Annotated in this window: 14 protein-coding genes; all 14 read right to left on the bottom strand. The window is 70.5% G+C overall.

Going from position 1 to position 15,379, the window contains the following annotated elements; all coding sequences use genetic code 11:
- Positions 1–156: 156 nt before the first annotated feature.
- Positions 157–2,310 (bottom strand): peptidoglycan binding domain-containing protein, encoded by a 2,154-nt coding sequence (locus tag AC061S_RS19920; RefSeq protein WP_478687304.1) that lies wholly within the window; start codon positions 2,308–2,310, stop codon positions 157–159.
- Between the two features lie 237 nt (positions 2,311–2,547).
- Positions 2,548–2,943 carry a DUF6113 family protein gene (locus AC061S_RS19915; RefSeq protein WP_478687303.1) on the bottom strand — a complete coding sequence of 132 codons (396 nt, stop codon included), beginning with the start codon at positions 2,941–2,943 and terminating at the stop codon, positions 2,548–2,550.
- Positions 2,940–3,848 (bottom strand): N-acetyl-1-D-myo-inositol-2-amino-2-deoxy-alpha-D-glucopyranoside deacetylase, encoded by a 909-nt coding sequence (gene mshB / locus AC061S_RS19910; protein ID WP_478687302.1) that lies wholly within the window; start codon positions 3,846–3,848, stop codon positions 2,940–2,942. The genes AC061S_RS19915 and mshB overlap by 4 nt, the downstream gene beginning before the upstream one ends.
- 51 nt (positions 3,849–3,899) lie before the next feature.
- Positions 3,900–4,094 (bottom strand): hypothetical protein, encoded by a 195-nt coding sequence (locus AC061S_RS19905; protein ID WP_266904827.1) that lies wholly within the window; start codon positions 4,092–4,094, stop codon positions 3,900–3,902.
- A gap of 358 nt (positions 4,095–4,452) precedes the next feature.
- Entirely contained in the window at positions 4,453–5,574 is a 1,122-nt protein-coding gene (locus AC061S_RS19900) for an ABC transporter ATP-binding protein (RefSeq protein ID WP_478687301.1), read from the bottom strand.
- On the bottom strand, positions 5,567–6,541 hold the full coding sequence (locus AC061S_RS19895; RefSeq protein ID WP_478687300.1) for an ABC transporter ATP-binding protein: 975 nt from the start codon (positions 6,539–6,541) through the stop codon (positions 5,567–5,569). The genes AC061S_RS19900 and AC061S_RS19895 overlap by 8 nt, the downstream gene beginning before the upstream one ends.
- A 12-nt stretch (positions 6,542–6,553) precedes the next feature.
- Complete coding sequence (locus tag AC061S_RS19890; RefSeq protein ID WP_478687299.1) at positions 6,554–7,570, bottom strand: ABC transporter permease; 1,017 nt, start codon at positions 7,568–7,570, stop codon at positions 6,554–6,556.
- Complete coding sequence (locus tag AC061S_RS19885) at positions 7,563–8,486, bottom strand: ABC transporter permease (RefSeq protein WP_478687298.1); 924 nt, start codon at positions 8,484–8,486, stop codon at positions 7,563–7,565. Before AC061S_RS19885 ends, AC061S_RS19890 begins: the two co-directional genes overlap by 8 nt.
- Before the next feature lie 30 nt (positions 8,487–8,516).
- On the bottom strand, positions 8,517–10,145 hold the full coding sequence (locus AC061S_RS19880) for a peptide ABC transporter substrate-binding protein (RefSeq protein ID WP_478687297.1): 1,629 nt from the start codon (positions 10,143–10,145) through the stop codon (positions 8,517–8,519).
- Positions 10,146–10,280: 135 nt separating this feature from the next.
- The gene (locus tag AC061S_RS19875) at positions 10,281–11,204 is read right to left on the bottom strand and encodes a GNAT family N-acetyltransferase (protein WP_478687296.1); all 924 of its coding nucleotides are present in this window, start codon (positions 11,202–11,204) and stop codon (positions 10,281–10,283) included.
- Between the two features lie 143 nt (positions 11,205–11,347).
- Complete coding sequence (locus AC061S_RS19870; protein ID WP_478687295.1) at positions 11,348–12,397, bottom strand: ABC transporter ATP-binding protein; 1,050 nt, start codon at positions 12,395–12,397, stop codon at positions 11,348–11,350.
- Positions 12,390–13,436: an ABC transporter ATP-binding protein gene (locus AC061S_RS19865; protein WP_478687310.1), complete on the bottom strand. Its 1,047-nt coding sequence runs from the start codon at positions 13,434–13,436 to the stop codon at positions 12,390–12,392. Before AC061S_RS19865 ends, AC061S_RS19870 begins: the two co-directional genes overlap by 8 nt.
- 20 nt (positions 13,437–13,456) lie before the next feature.
- Positions 13,457–14,404, bottom strand: coding sequence for an ABC transporter permease (locus AC061S_RS19860; RefSeq protein WP_478687294.1), 948 nt, complete (start codon positions 14,402–14,404; stop codon positions 13,457–13,459).
- On the bottom strand, positions 14,397–15,329 hold the full coding sequence (locus tag AC061S_RS19855; RefSeq protein ID WP_478687309.1) for an ABC transporter permease: 933 nt from the start codon (positions 15,327–15,329) through the stop codon (positions 14,397–14,399). The genes AC061S_RS19860 and AC061S_RS19855 overlap by 8 nt, the downstream gene beginning before the upstream one ends.
- Positions 15,330–15,379: the final 50 nt, after the last annotated feature.

Raw genomic sequence — 15,379 nt, 5'->3', positions numbered from 1 at the left:
TCGCCGCCGAACTCAACGGCCGACCACGCAAAACGCTCGGCTGGGAAACCCCAGCCGAGCGCCTGCATAAACTACTCGCCGCCTAACACAAACGATCACGTGTTGCGACGATCCCTAGAAACCGCCGTTCGGGGAGGGGCTCCGGTCCGTGCGTGGTCAGCTCGGGTTGGTGTCGATGACCGCGGTCCGCTCGGCGGTCGTCTTGCCGCGCAGCGCCTTGCCGAGGACTCCGGCGACGTCCTGCGGGGTGACAGCGGTCTTCTCGCCGGTGCCGCGCATGATGAGGACGCCGTCGAAGGTGTTCCCGTAGGCCGTCTTGAGGGCTTCCAGGTCGTACTTCTCGACGAGGTGGCCGTCCACGGCCTGCATGCTCAGGATCTTCGGCAGGGACTTGGCGCCGAGGGGGATGGACTTGGCGCCCGCCTTGACGACGACCGGAGCCGACATCGCGGGCTGGGCGAACTCCCTCATGGCCCGGTCCAGTTCCGCCTGGTCGACGACCGGGTCCTTGGTGGCGACCGGGAGCTCGACGGTGGCGGCCTTGCCTCCGGCGACCATGTCGCGGAAGGCCTTGGTGACCATGCCGACGGAGGCGTCCACGTCGAGCGTGGAGCCGGGCTTGCCGGGGACGGCGAGGGCCTTGCCGGTGTCGAAGGTGATGGTGCCCTCGGTGGCGGAGCCGGCGGTGCCGGCGGTGCCGGCGAGCTCCTGGAGGGCGACCCGCAGCTTCTCCTCGTCGGTGGGCATGACGGCCTCGGCGGTGCGCTCGCTGCCGAACAGGGAGCCGATGACCGTGACGGGGTTGTAGTCGCTGCCCGCCGCGTTGCGGACGGTGGTCTGGCTGTCCAGGCTGAGGCCTGCCTTCTCGGGCTTCAGCTCGACCGGCTTGCCGCCGACGTTGAGCTGGAGCGGGGCTGCGGCACGGTTGCCGAAGGCCGTCTGGAGCTTGGCGACGGCCTCGTCGCGGGTGCCGCTGATGTCCACGCCGAGGACGGTGGTGCCCTTGGGGACGTCGGAGTGGTTGAGGAGCAGGCCGGCTCCGTAGGCCACGCCGAACAGCGTGAAGAGGGCTCCGCCGAGCAGGGCCAGCTTGTTGCGGCCCTTCTTGGCGGGCCGGGCCGGGGCCGGCGCGGGGGCCGGGGGCCGGGGCTTGGCCTTGTTCGCGGGCGCCGGGACGGGCGCGGGCGTCGGGTGTCCGGCGGAGTCCAGCTCCGGGCCGGGCCAGCTCGGCTCCGGCCCGATCCCCGGTACGGAGCCCAGCGCGGGCCCGCCGGTCGGCCCGTTCGGGCCGCGGCCGGGGCCGGGCCAGGCCGGGGCGGGCACGATGGGCGCCCGCAGCGCCTGGGTGACGGGATCGGCGCCGGGGCCGTACGCGGCTCCGGGGCCGGACGGCGGGCCGGCGGGACCTGCTCCGGGGCCCTGCGCGGGGCCCGCGGGGGCGCCCGTACGGGGACCGCCGGGACCGCCCTGGCCTCCGGGTCCGGCCGGCGGCGCGGGGTAGCCGGCGCCGGCGGGCGGTGTCGGGTAGCCGGCGCCCGGACCGGTGCCGACGCCGGGGCCGCCGGGGCCGGGGCCCATCGGGGCACCGGGGCGCGGCCCGGCGGGGCTCTGGGCGAAGCCCGGCGGGGTCCCGTCGAAGCGCGGGCCGCCGGCCGGGGCCGGGGCGGGGGCGGGGCCGCCCATCGGGCCGGGGCCGGGACCGGGACCGCCGGGGCGGGAGCCGATCGGCGCACCGGGGCCGGGGCCCATCGGCGCGCCGGGGCGCGGCCCGGCGGGGCTCTGGGCGAAGCCCGGCGGGGTCCCGTCGAAGCGCGGGGCGCCGGCCTGGGCGGGGGCCGGAGCCTGAGCCGGTCCGCGCGCGGGAGCCGGGCCCTGGGCCGGCGCCGGGTTGGGCGTGGGGGCGGGCGCGGAGCCCGCCTTGCGCGGTGCGAACCAGTTGCTGGCCGGGTCCTCGCCCGGACCCGGCTCCGGCGCGGCCGCCGGGGCGGCGGGCTCGGGCTCGGGGGCGGCCTCGACTTCGGGCATGGGCTGGCGAACGACCACGGGCGGAATCGGCCGCGAACCCGGGATGTTGATCCGGATCCGGGTCGTCAGCTGGGTCTCCGTCTTCGGCCCGTCGGAATCGGGTGTGGACGGCTTCGCGGGCGGTGCGGTCACTGAACTCTCCTCCGGGATGGTCGCCGCGCCCGGACCGGGGGGCACTGTCGTGGACGGATACTGGCCTGATCCATACGGCGGCGTACCCGAGGGGTAGGCGGCTCCGCCGCGCCCTTGGGGCCCGGAGGACGGACTGTCAGTTTCACGGCTCAAGGCAGGTTCTCCCGATCGGCTCCGCCGCCCGTCATAGCGTGCGCGGGCAGCTCGGCGGCCGGTCCACCATACTGGCCGCCGCACGCGTGCACCCGGCCGCCGGGAACGAAGGGTTCCCCTTGACCCCCTGAACGCCCCCTCCGCACCACCTCCGAGCGCCTGTCGCCCGGCTGCCGGGGGGCCGCGCGGGCACCGGGCGAGCCGCTCGTCAACGCGTCGTGCGCGGCCGACGCCGTGTCACTTGGCGTTCCTGGCGGCCGAAAGCGGCCGGTCCCCCAGACTGGCCATCGTGGCGCAGATCACAGCGAGCACGACTCCGCCCAAAAGGTAGGCGTACATGCCGATTCCGGACGAACCGAGCAGGAAGTCCCCCTCCGGCCGCGGGACACCGAGGATCACGTAGGCGAGGAACCAGCCGGCGGTGGCCGCGCCCACGCCGATGCCGGTGCCCAGGGCGATCCGGCCGCCGAGGAACAGGCCGAAGAGCGCGAGCAGCGCGAGCACCAGTCCGCCCGGGAACCACAGGTCGACGACGAGCCAGCCGGCCGCGCCGGTCAGCACGCCCGCCGCCAACAGGCCCAGCAGGGCGGCGATCCGCCCCGGGTTCGACATGGTCCACGGCGGCCCGCTCATGCCCGCACCCCCGCGAAGAGGTCGCGCTCGCGCTCGCCCGCCGGGGTGCCCGGCCGGCCGGCGGCCAACTCGTAGTACTCGTGGGTGAACAGCGGCTGCGCCAGGTCGTTGGAGAGCGCGAAGAAGGGCCCGTCCACCGCGATCTGGGTGGCATGGGCGCGCATCGCGGCGGTCTTGGCGGCCACGAACGCCTGCTCGGCCGCCTCGTCCCCGCCGATCTCGGCGGTGATCCGCCCGTCGTCGACCACGCCCGGCACGTCGTCCGGCGCGGCCGGCGCCGGGAAGGGCACCTCGCTCCCGGCCTCGCGCAGCCGGGCGAAGCCCTCCTCGACGACCGTGCGCGGCACGCGGTTCCAGTAGAGCTTCACGATGGCGTGCGGTGCGCCGAGGTCGCGGCGGTACGTGGCTTCCGCAGCCAGTTCGGCGGCGCGGGTGGCCACGCGGTGGGCCTGGATGTGGTCGGGGTGGCCGTAGCCGCCGTCCGGGTCGTAGGTGACGAGGACCTGGGGGCGCAGTTCGCGGATCACCTCTACGAGGTACCCCGCCGCCTCGTCCACGTCGGCGGACCAGAAGGCGCCGGGCCGGCGGTTCTGTTCGGCGCCCATCATCCCGGAGTCCCGGAAGCGGCCGGGGCCGCCGAGGAAGCGGTGGTCGGCGACGCCCAGTTCGCGCATGGCCTCGGCGAGCTCGCCGACGCGGTGGGCGCCGAGGGTGTCGTCGCGGTCGGCCGTCAGGTGGGCGAGCCCGGGCGGGATGACCTCACCCTCCTCGCCGAGCGTGCAGGTCACCAATGCGACATGGACGCCCTCGGCCGCGTACTTGGCCATGGTGACGCCGTTGTTGATCGACTCGTCGTCCGGGTGCGCGTGCACGAGCAGGAGCCGACGGGCGGGAAGACCGTTCATGGGGGTCACCCTACGAGAAACGGCGACCCCGCCCCCGGAACCGGAACGCCGCTAGAACTTGAGGCCGCTGATCATGCTCGCCACGTTGGAGGTCAGCTGGGAGAGCGTCGGAGCCACGGTCGAGCTCGCCAGATAGAAGCCGAGCAGTACACAGACCACTGCGTGACCCGCCTTCAGGCCCGAACGCCGGACCAGCAGGAAGACGACGACTGCCAGCAGCACCACGGCCGAGATCGATAGTGCCACGGCGTTTCACCTCCACGTCGAGCGGACATCGGGTTCGCGTACTCGCAACTCGGTGCTCGGCAGAGTCATACCCACCGTGCGCTACGGATCATAACTATCCGTACCGCCACATCGATCGATTCCGGCAGCACGAGGGGCGCACGCCGCGCACGTCCGGGGTCACAGGAGTGCCGGCCGGGGCGGCTGTACGCCTCCCCGGCCGGCTGTCGGCACCCGCACGGCCGCACGGGATCCAGGCTGCACGGCCCAGATCTCGGGACAGAAACGGTCAAGTTGCCTGCATGTAAACCGAGTTGTGAGGGAACCGTGTGCCGTTCACAGCTGTGGCGAGAAATGAGCGGTGCCGGGAGCCCTCGGCTCACTCCTTGGTCGGCGGTCCCGACACCGGTCCCGACGGCGGTACGGGCGGCGGTACGGGCGGCGGGGCGGGCGGCGGGGCGGACCGCGGGGCGGACCGCGGGCCCGGCGGAAGGGCGGCCCGCTCGGATGCGAAATGGCAGGCCGAGGGGTGGGCGGCCGGGCCGCCGGGGAGGAAGGCCGGGATCTCCAGGAGCGGGACCTCCGACGCGCAGCGCGCCTCGGCCTTCCAGCAGCGGGTGCGGAAGCGGCAGCCCGACGGCGGGTTGGCCGGGGAGGGCACGTCGCCGGAGAGGATGATCCGCTCGCGGCCCGCGCGGGCCGACGGGTCGGGGACCGGGACGGCGGAGAGCAGCGCCTGGGTGTACGGGTGGGTGGGGTGCTCGTAGATCTGCTCGTCGGTGCCGATCTCGACGATCCGGCCCAGGTACATGACGCCGACCCGGTCGGAGATGTGCCGGACGATCGAGAGGTCGTGCGCGATGAACACGTAGGAGAGGTCGAACTCGTCCTGGAGGCGCTCCAGGAGGTTGATCACCTGGGCCTGTACGGAGACGTCGAGGGCGGAAACCGGCTCGTCGGCGACGATGATCTCGGGCTGGAGGGCGAGGCCGCGGGCGATGCCGATGCGCTGGCGCTGGCCGCCGGAGAACTGGTGCGGGTACCGGTTGATGTACTCCGGATTGAGGCCGACCACGTCCAGGAGCTCCTGGACCTTGCGGCGCCGGTCGCCCTTGGGGGCCACCTCGGGGTGGATCTCGTAGGGCTCGCCGATGATGTCGCCGACCGTCATGCGCGGGTTCAGGGAGGTGTAGGGGTCCTGGAACACCATCTGGATGTTGCGGCGCACGGCCTTGAGGGCCTTGGCGGACAGCTTGGCGAGGTCCTCGCCCTTGTACGTGATCGCGCCCGACGTGGGGCGTTCCAGGTTGACCAGCATCTTGGCGACGGTGGACTTGCCGCAGCCCGACTCCCCGACGATGCCGAGGGTTTCGCCGGCCCGCAGGTCGAAGGAAACCCCGTCGACGGCCTTGACGGCGCCGACCTGCTTCTTGAAGAGGATGCCCTGGGTCAGCGGGTAGTACTTGACCAGGTCCTCCACCACGAGGATGGACTCAGCCACCGAGGCACTCCTTCCAGAAGAAGCACGCACTGGCGCGGTCCGGTGCGACCTCGGCCAGCGGCGGTACGTCGGTGCGGCAGACGGCCTGGGCCATCGGGCAGCGCGGGTTGAAGGCGCAGCCGGGCGGGATGGCGAGCAGGTTGGGCGGCAGGCCCTTGATGGCGTAGAGCTCCTGGCCCTTCTGGTCCAGGCGCGGGATGGAATCGAGCAGGCCGCGGGTGTACGGGTGAGCGGGGCGCTGGTAGATCTCGTGGACGGGGGCGGCCTCGACGATCCGGCCGGCGTACATGACGGCGATCTTGTCGGCCACGTCGGCGACCACGCCGAGGTCGTGGGTGATCAGGATCAGGCCCATGTTGAGCTCGCGCTGGAGCTCGGCGAGCAGGTCCATGACCTGGGCCTGGACGGTGACGTCCAGGGCCGTGGTGGGCTCGTCCGCGATGATGAGCGAGGGTTCGAGAGCCATCGCCATGGCGATCATGATGCGCTGGCGCATGCCGCCGGAGAACTGGTGCGGGTAGTCCCCCACCCGTTCCCGGGCCGCCGGGATCTTCACCCGGTCCATCAGCTCGACCGCCTTGGCCCGGGCGTCCTTGCGGGACATCCCGCGGTGGACCTCGTACATCTCGCCGAGCTGCGCGCCGACGCTCAGGACCGGGTTGAGGGAGGACAGGGCGTCCTGGAAGATCATGGCCATCTCGGCGCCGCGGACCTTCCTGCGCTCCTCCTCCTTCATCTTCAGCAGGTCCTTGCCCTTGAAGAGGATCTCGCCGCCCGCGATGCGGCCCGGCGGCATGTCGAGGATGCCCATGACGGCCTGGGCGGTGACCGACTTGCCGGAGCCGGACTCGCCGAGCACGGCGAGGGTCTCGCCTTCGGCCACGGAGTAGTTGACCCCGTTGACGGCCTTGGCGACTCCGTCCCGGGTCTTGAATTCCACGTGCAGGTCGCGCACTTCGAGCAGCATGTGCGGGGCTCCTCAGCGCAGCTTGGGGTCGAGGGCGTCGCGCACCGCGTCGCCGAGCATGATGAACGCGAGCACGGTGAGGCTGAGCGCGCCCGCCGGGTAGAGCAGCATGTGCGGGGCGTTGCGGATCTGGGAGGCGGCGTTGGAGATGTCGATGCCCCAGGAGACGGTGGGCGGGCGCAGGCCCACGCCGAGGAAGGACAGGGTGGCTTCCAGGGCGATGTAGGTGCCGAGCGCGATGGTGGCGACGACGATGACGGGTGCGATGGCGTTGGGCGCGACGTGCCGCAGCAGCATCCGGCCGTTGCCGGCGCCCAGCGCCCGCGCGGCCTGGACGTAGTCGTTCTGTTTGGCGGTGATGACCGAGCCGCGGGCGATGCGGGCCAGCTGGGGCCAGCCGAGCAGCACGATGAAGCCGACGACGGGCCAGACGGTGGTGCTGGTGACCACGGACAGGAAGACCAGGCCGCCGAGGACCACGGGGATGCCGAAGAAGATGTCGGCGACCCGGGAGAGCAGGGCGTCGCCCCAGCCGCCGAAGAACCCGGCGAGCCCGCCGAGCGCGGAGCCGAGGAGGGCCGCGCCGAGGGTGGCGCAGATGCCCACGGTGATGGAGGCGCGGGCCCCGTAGACGGTACGGGTGTACACGTCGCAGCCCTGGGTGTCGTAGCCGAAGGGGTGGCCCGGGGAGGAGCCCTGCTGGGATTTGGACAGGTCGCACTGGAGCGGGTCCCCGCTCGCGATGAGCTGGGGCCAGATGGAGATGACCACGAGGAAGAGGATCAGCAGCGTGGAGACGAGGAAGACGGGGTTGCGGCGCAGCTGGTGCCAGGCGTCGGACCACAGGGAGCGGGCCTTCTCCTGCGGGCCTGCGGGGCCTGCCGGGCCTCCCCCGAGCTCCTTCTCCAGGGACTCCCCCTCCGCCAGGGCGAGATCCATGGCCCCGCCCTGGCCGGTGGGGGCGATGGATTCGTGGGGTCCTGGTCCCAGCGGATCGTAGGCGGGGCGCTCGGGGTCGGGCTCAGGCATAACGGATCCTCGGGTCCAGGACCGCGTAGAGCAGGTCGACGAGCAGGTTCGCCAGCAGGAAGACGATGACGAGGATGGTCACGAAGCCGACCACCGTCGGGGAGTTGTTGCGCAGGATGCCCTGGTAGAGCTGGTAGCCGACGCCGTGGATGTTGAAGATCCGCTCGGTGACGATGGCTCCGCCCATCAGGGCGCCGATGTCGGTGCCGATGAAGGTGACCACGGGGATCAGTGAGTTGCGCAGCAGGTGGCGGGTGACGACCCGGCGCCGGGGCAGGCCCTTGGCCACGGCGGTGCGGACGTAGTCGGCCTTGACGTTCTCGGCGATGGAGGTCCGGGTGAGCCGGGTGACGTAGGCGAGGGAGACCAGCGCGAGCACGATGCCGGGCAGGATCAGCTCGCTGAAGGGGGCGTCCGGGGAGACGGTGGGGCGGACCCAGCCCCATTTGACGCCGAAGACGAACTGGAGCAGGTAGCCCGTCACGAAGGTGGGCACCGAGATGACGACGAGGGTGAGCACGAGCACGCCGCTGTCGATGGACTTGCCGCGCTTGAGGCCGCTGATCACGCCGAGGGTGATGCCGACGACGACCTCGATGGCGATCGCGACGATCGTCAGGCGCAGGGTCACCGGGAAGGCCGAGGCCATGAGTTCGGTGACCTTCTGGCCGTTGAAGGCGGTGCCGAAGTCGCCCCGGAAGATCTGGCCCATGTAGTGGAGGTACTGCTTCCACAGGGGCTGGTCGAGGTAGAGGTCCTTGCGGATGCGCGCGGCGGTGGCGGGGTCGGGGGCCTTGTCTCCGAAGAGGGCGGCGACCGGGTCACCGAGCGCGTACACCATGAAGAAGATCAGGAACGTGCTGCCGATGAACACGGGGATCATCTGGAGCAGTCGCCGGATCACATAACGTCCCATGGACTGCTCCAGGTTCGATCCGAGGGCGGGTCAGCTGACCTTGATCTGGTCGTACACCGGGACGCTGAACTGGTTGAGCTTCACGTCCGAGACGCGCTCCCCGTAGCCGGCGCTGCCGTTCTGGTACCAGAGCGGGATGGACGGCATCTGCTCGGCGAGGATCTTCTCGGCGTCCTTGAACGTGGCGGTCGCCTTGTCGGCGTCGCTCTCGCGGTTCGCCGCGTCGACGAGCTTGTCGAACTCCGGGTTGCTGAACTTGCCGTAGTTGGAGGACGCGCCGGTGTAGTAGAGCGGCTCCAGGAAGTTCTGGATCAGGGGGTAGTCGGCCTGCCAGCCGGATCGGAACGGGCCGGTCAGCTTGAAGCTGCTCTGCTGGTTGCGGAAGTCGGCGAAGGTGCCGATCGGGTTGACCGTGCAGACCGGGCCCTCACCGAGCGCGTTGTTGATGCTGTTGCAGACGGCGTCCATCCACTCGCGGTGCGAGCCGGTGTCCACGTTGGAGGTCAGCGAGACCTTGCCGCCGGGCAGTCCGCCGCCCTCCTGGATGAGCTTCTTGGCCTCGGTGGGGTTGAAGGAGCAGGCCTCGCCGCACGCGGTGGCGGAGAAGCCGCCCTTGTCCCCGAGGGCCGGTGAGGTCCAGTCCTTGGCCGGGGTGCGGGTCTCGCGGAAGATCTGCTTGGTGATCTCGTCGCGGTTGATCGCCATCGAGATGCCGCGGCGGACCTTCTCCATGCCCTCCTTGCTCCACTGCGGGTCGTACAGCGGGAAGGTGAGGGTCTGGATGATGAGGGCCGGCTGGTTGATGTAGCGGTCGCCGAGGTCGTTCGCGACGTTTTTCAGCTGCTGGGCCGGGACGTCGTCGACCAGGTCGAGGTTGCCGGAGATCAGGTCGGTGTAGGCGGTGTTGTTGTCGGTGTAGACCTTCAGGTCCACTCCGCCGTTGACCGCCTTGTCCTCACCTGCGTAGGCGTCCCACTTGCGCAGCTTCATGCCGGTGCCCTTGGTGTACGAGTCCACCGTGTACGGGCCGTTGCCGACGGGCTTCTTCAGCCAGCCCTCGTGGTCGGTGAAGAAGGCCTTGGGCAGGGGCGAGAACGCCTGGTAGCCGAGGGTCTCGGGCCAGGTGGAGAACTTCTCCTTGAGCGCGACCGTGAAGGTCTTGGGGTCCTTGACGACCAGGCCGGACATGGTCTTGGCCTTGGGGTCGCCCTTCTCGGGGTGGACGTCCGCGTAGCCGACGATGTCGGAGAAGAAGGGCGAGTTGTTCTGCTTCTTGGTGACGTCCGCGCCGTAGTTCCAGGCGTCCACGAAGGACTGCGCGGTGACCGGCTCGTCGTTGCTGAACTTCCAGCCGTCCTTCAGCGTGATCGTGAAGTTCTGGCTGTCGGTGGTCTCGATCTTCTCGGCGAGGAAGTTCTTCGCCTCGCCGGTCTCGGGGTCGTACCGCTTGAGCCCACGGAAGATCATGTCGAGGACCTTGCCGCCCTGCACCTCGTTGGTGTTGGCGGGCTCCAGCGGGTTCTGCGGGTCACCCCACGAGGAGCTGACGATTCCCGCTTCGCCGCCTCCGCCGCTGTCGCTTCCGCCGCCGCAGGCGGTCGCCGCGAGGGCGACGGCCGCCGCGCATGCGGCCCACTTGGCGTGGGTGGCTCCGCGCATGGAGTGCCTCCTACTGGATCCCAAGACTCACTTAGGGCCCAATGTCACCCTACGTGGGGTCTCGCACACTCCTCGTTGGACCGATTGCACTCTCGCGCCGCCCGCCTGTCACCCCTGCGAGTGCACGGCGGGCGGTCACAGCGGCCGCTCCCAGGTGTCCACCGCGTAGTGCGTCCTCATGCCGTGCGCCTCGTACAGCGCGAGCGCGCCCGTCGCGTTGGCCGTGTCCACGCCGAGGCCGACGGTGGCGCGGCCGCGTGCGGCGTAGGCGGCGAAGCCGTGGCGCAGCAGGAAGCCGCCCACGCCCCGGCCGCGGGCTTCCGCGCGGACGCCGAGGTAGCCGATCCAGCCCATGCTGGTGCGGTCGTCGCGGGTGAGCAGGACCCCAGCGTCGCCCAGCGCGGGCAGGCTCGCGATCCACACCAGCGACCAGTCCAGGCCGCGGCCGTCGATGTGGTCGAGCCAGGGCTCGTACGGGCGCTCCACGTGTCCGAAGTGGTCCGCGAAGGTCTCCTCGATCAGGGCGTGGGCGCGCCGCCGCTCGCTCTCGCCGCCGTCGCAGGGGCGGAGGGTCAGCCCGGCGGGCGCCGCCGGGGGCACGTCGGCGGGGCCCAGGGCTCGGGTCAGCACGCGGTAGCGGCGCACCGTGCGGTAGCCGCGGCCGGGCAGCAGGCCGGGGTCGAGGGTGCGCCCGCCGCTCGGCGCGAGCCACAGGTAGGGGTGCGGGGCTCCGGCGGCCAGCTCGCGGGCCCTGGCCTCCACCAGGTCCAGCAGCCGGGCGGCGGCCGTACGGCGCCCCGGCAGGACCCGGAAGTGGCAGTCGACGCGGCCGGGGCCGGAGTCGGCCCACACCAGGGCGTAGCCGAGGAGCCGGCCGCTCTCGAAGGCGAGGAAGGAGTCCGCCACCAAGTCGACGTCGGGGTGGTGCAGATCGGCCTCGACGGCGCCGAGGTCGGTTTCCGGGCGGCCGATCTCGATCCGGTCGATGGCGTTGAGGAGCCCGCAGATGTCCCCGGCGTCGGAGGGCCCGGCGGGCCGTACGGTGAGCATGCGGGCCATCAGACCACGGTGGCGGTCGGGGCGGCGTCAGTCGGCGGGCCGGCCGGCCAAACCGGCGGCCGACCGGCCGGACCGTGGCACGACGGAGCGCCCGCCGCCGGAGTGATCCGGTGACGGGCGCCCTGTGGTGTCGCTACGGGAGGTCAGACGGCCAGGACGGCCTTCTCCTCCGCGAAGTGGCAGGCCGACTCGTGCGCGGCGAAGGACTTGACGCCCTTGAAGCGCTCCGGGATGGCGAGCAGCGGCTCCTCCACGGAGCACTTCTCCTCGGCCTTCCAGCAGCGGGTGCGGAAGCGGCAGCCCGACGGCGGGTTGGCCGGCGAGGGGACGTCACCGGTGAGGATGATCCGCTCGCGGCCCTCGCGGGCGGCCGGGTCCGGCACCGGCACCGCGGAGAGCAGCGCCTGGGTGTACGGGTGGGTCGGGTGCTCGTAGATCTGCTCGTCGGTGCCGATCTCGGCCATCTTGCCGAGGTACATGACGCCGACGCGGTCCGAGATGTGCCGGACGATCGACAGGTCGTGCGCGATGAAGATGTAGGAGAGGTTGAACTCCTCCTGCAGCTTCTCCATCAGGTTGATGACCTGGGCCTGCACCGATACGTCGAGCGCGGAGACCGGCTCGTCGCAGATGATGATCTCCGGGTTGAGCGCGAGGCCGCGGGCGATGCCGATGCGCTGGCGCTGGCCGCCGGAGAACTGGTGCGGGTACCGGTTGATGTACTCCGGGTTCAGACCGACGACGTCCAGGAGCTCCTGCACCTTGCGGCGCCGGTCGCCCTTGGGGGCCACCTCGGGGTGGATGTCGTAGGTCTCGCCGATGATGTCGCCGACCGTCATGCGGGGGTTCAGCGAGGTGTACGGGTCCTGGAACACCATCTGGATGTTGCGGCGGACGGCCTTCAGGGCGCGGCCGGACAGCTTGGTGATGTCCTGGCCCTTGTAGAAGACCTCGCCGGCGGTGGCGCGTTCCAGGTTCATCAGCAGCTTGGCGACGGTGGACTTGCCACAGCCGGACTCGCCGACGATGCCGAGGGTCTCGCCCTGGTACAGGTCGAAGGAGATCCCGTCGACCGCCTTGACCGCGCCGACCTGCTTCTTGAACAGGATTCCCTGGGTCAGCGGGAAGTGCTTGACGAGGCCCCGGACCTGGAGGATCGGCTCGCGCACGGGGGCGTTGGTGAGCTCAGCCATGGAGCTGCTCCTTCCAGAAGTGGCACGCGCTGTGACGGCCGGCCAGTTCGGTGCCGTCCTGCTCGCTGACGGGCTGGAGGACGGGGATCTCCGAGCGGCAGACGTCCTGCGCGGCGACGCAGCGCGGGCTGAACGAGCAGCCGGTGGGCAGGCGCAGCAGGTTCGGCGGCAGGCCCTTGATCGCGAAGAGCTCCTGGCCCTTCTGGTCCAGGCGCGGGATCGAGTCCAGCAGGCCGCGGGTGTACGGGTGCGCCGGGCGCTTGTAGATCTCGTGGACCGGAGCGGTCTCGACGATGCGGCCGGCGTACATGACGGCGATCTTGTCCGCGACGTCGGCGACCACGCCGAGGTCGTGGGTGATCAGGATCAGGCCCATGTTCAGCTCGCGCTGGAGCTCCGCGAGCAAGTCCATGACCTGGGCCTGGACGGTGACGTCCAGGGCCGTGGTGGGCTCGTCCGCGATGATCAGGTCGGGCTCCAGCGCGATCGCCATGGCGATCATGATGCGCTGGCGCATACCGCCGGAGAAGTGGTGCGGGTAGTCGTCGACCCGTTCCTTCGCCGCCGGGATCTTGACCTTCTCCATCAGCTCGATGGCCTTGAGCCGGGCTTCCTTCTTCGACAGGCCCTCGTGGACGCGGAACATCTCGCCCAGCTGGTAGCCGACGGTGAGCACCGGGTTCAGCGAGGACAGGGCGTCCTGGAAGATCATGGCGATCTTCCGGCCACGCAGCTTGCGCCGCTCCTCGAAGCTCATCTTGAGCATGTCCTGGCCGCGGAAGAGGATCTCGCCCTGCGGGATCTTGCCGGGGGGCATGTCGAGGATGCCCATGATGGCCTGGGCCGTCACGGACTTGCCGGAGCCGGACTCGCCGAGGACGGCGAGGGTCTCGCCGGCGCTCACGCTGTAGTTGACGCCGTTGACGGCCTTGGCCACACCGTCGCGGGTGTGGAACTCGACGTGCAGGTCGCGCACTTCGAGGAGCGGCGTCTGCGGGTCCCCGTCACGCGGGGAGGGAACGCTGGAGGTGTTGTCCATAGTGATCACTTACGCCCTCCTCAGCGCAGCTTCGGGTCGAGGGCGTTGCGGACCGCTTCGCCGAGCATGATGAAGGCGAGGACGGTGATGCTGAGCATGATCGAGGGGTACAGCAGGATGTGCTGGGCCACTCGGATCTGCTGCGAACCGGCGGAGATGTCCACGCCCCACGAGATGGTCGGGGACGCGAGGCCCAGACCCAGGTAGGACAGGGTGGCCTCCGCCGCGATGTAACCGCCGAGCGCGATCGTGGCGACCACGATCACCGGGGCCATGGCGTTCGGCAGGATGTGCCGGATCAGGATCCGGGTGGTGCCGGCGCCGAGGGCCTTGGCGGCGTGCACGTAGTCGGCCTGCTTCACGGTGATGACCGCGCCGCGCATGACGCGGTTGATCTGCGTCCAGCCGAGGAAGGCCAGGGCGAAGACGACCGTCCACACGGTGCGGTCGGTGAAGGCCTGGAGGACGACCATCGCGCCGAGCAGGAACGGGATGCCGAAGAAGACGTCGGTGATGCGCGACATGATCGCGTCGATGACGCCGCCGAAGTAGCCGGCGATCATGCCGGTGATGCCGCCGACCACGGTGACGATCCCGGTCACGCAGACGGCGACGATGATCGAGGCGCGGGTGCCGTAGATGAGGCGCGCGTAGACGCTGCGTCCCTGGCCGTCCCAGCCGAGCCACTCGGGGGAACCGACCTTGGACAGCTCCGGCTTGCCGAGGAAGTGGTTGACCAGGTCGCCCTTGGTGGGGTCGATGCTGGTGAACCAGCCCGGGAAGGCGGAGATCAGCAGGAGTACGAAGATCAGCGCCGAGGAGACGACGAAGTACGGGTTGCGACGCAGGTCGGCCCAGGCGTCGCCCCAGAGGCTGCGGGCCTTCTCGGCCTTCACCGGCTCCACCGGGGCGCCGGGCGCCACGGAGGTCTCGGCCGCCGCGATGTCGGTCTTGGTCAGATCAGGCATACCGGATCCTCGGGTCCATGACCGCGTAGAGGAGGTCGACGAGCAGGCTGGCTATCAGGTAGACGACGACCAGGACGGTGACGACACCGACCACGGTCAGTCCCTCGCGACGGACGACCGATTCGTAGATCAGCCCGCCGACGCCCTTGACGTTGAAGATGCCCTCGGTGACGACGGCGCCGCCCATCAGGGCGCCGATGTCGGTGCCGAGGAAGGTGACGACGGGGATCATCGAGTTGCGCATGAGGTGCACACCGATGACGCGGCGCTTCGGCAGGCCCTTGGCGACGGCGGTGCGCACGTAGTCGGCGCGCAGGTTCTCGGCCATCGAGGTGCGGGTCAGGCGGGCCACGTAGGCGAGCGAGAGCGAGCCCAGCACGATGGCCGGAGCGAGGAGTTCGCTCCACAGCTCATTGGTGCTGACGTTCGGGTCGATCCAGCCGAGCTGGAAGGCGAACACCGACTTGACGATGAAGCCGAGGACGAAGACCGGCATCGAGATGATCAGCAGGGTGAGGATCAGGATCAGGTTGTCGGCCAGCTTGCCGGCCTTGAGGCCGGCGACGATCCCGAGGGTCAGGCCCAGGACGATCTCGATGGCGAACGCCAGGAGGGCGAGGCGCAGGGTGACCGGGAAGGCGGCACCGATCACTTCGGTGATCTCACGTCCGCTGCGGATCTGGGATCCGAAGTCGAAGTGGAACAGGATGCCGGTGATGTAGTTGTAGTACTGCTGCCAGATCGGCAGGTCCAGACCGTGCTCGTGACGCAGGGCGGCCAGCGTGGCCGGGTCGGCGCCCTTGTCCCCGAACAGTCCGGCCACGGGGTCGCCGGGCAGGCTGTACACCATAAAGAAGATGAGCAGGGTCGTCCCGAAGAAGACCGGGATCATCTGGAGCAGTCGTCGTGCGACATAGCGCCCCATCATGCCTCCGTAGAAGATGCGGCAGGCGCAGCCGGACGGGCCCTTTCGCC

It is taken from the genome of Streptomyces sp. CA189 (assembly GCF_056428985.1).
This window is presented reverse-complemented; position numbering and strand designations above follow the sequence as displayed.

Bases quoted from the DNA above. Each gene is read 5' to 3' on its own strand.
- AC061S_RS19875 (WP_478687296.1), bottom strand. From the start codon at position 11,204: ATGGCCCGCATGCTCACCGTACGGCCCGCCGGGCCCTCCGACGCCGGG.
- AC061S_RS19865 (WP_478687310.1), bottom strand. From the start codon at position 13,436: ATGGACAACACCTCCAGCGTTCCCTCCCCGCGTGACGGGGACCCGCAG.
- AC061S_RS19915 (WP_478687303.1), bottom strand. From the start codon at position 2,943: ATGAGCGGGCCGCCGTGGACCATGTCGAACCCGGGGCGGATCGCCGCC.
- AC061S_RS19855 (WP_478687309.1), bottom strand. From the start codon at position 15,329: ATGGGGCGCTATGTCGCACGACGACTGCTCCAGATGATCCCGGTCTTC.
- AC061S_RS19870 (WP_478687295.1), bottom strand. From the start codon at position 12,397: ATGGCTGAGCTCACCAACGCCCCCGTGCGCGAGCCGATCCTCCAGGTC.
- mshB (WP_478687302.1), bottom strand. From the start codon at position 3,848: ATGAACGGTCTTCCCGCCCGTCGGCTCCTGCTCGTGCACGCGCACCCG.
- AC061S_RS19860 (WP_478687294.1), bottom strand. From the start codon at position 14,404: ATGCCTGATCTGACCAAGACCGACATCGCGGCGGCCGAGACCTCCGTG.
- AC061S_RS19890 (WP_478687299.1), bottom strand. From the start codon at position 7,570: ATGCCTGAGCCCGACCCCGAGCGCCCCGCCTACGATCCGCTGGGACCA.
- AC061S_RS19880 (WP_478687297.1), bottom strand. From the start codon at position 10,145: ATGCGCGGAGCCACCCACGCCAAGTGGGCCGCATGCGCGGCGGCCGTC.
- AC061S_RS19885 (WP_478687298.1), bottom strand. From the start codon at position 8,486: ATGGGACGTTATGTGATCCGGCGACTGCTCCAGATGATCCCCGTGTTC.
- AC061S_RS19895 (WP_478687300.1), bottom strand. From the start codon at position 6,541: ATGCTGCTCGAAGTGCGCGACCTGCACGTGGAATTCAAGACCCGGGAC.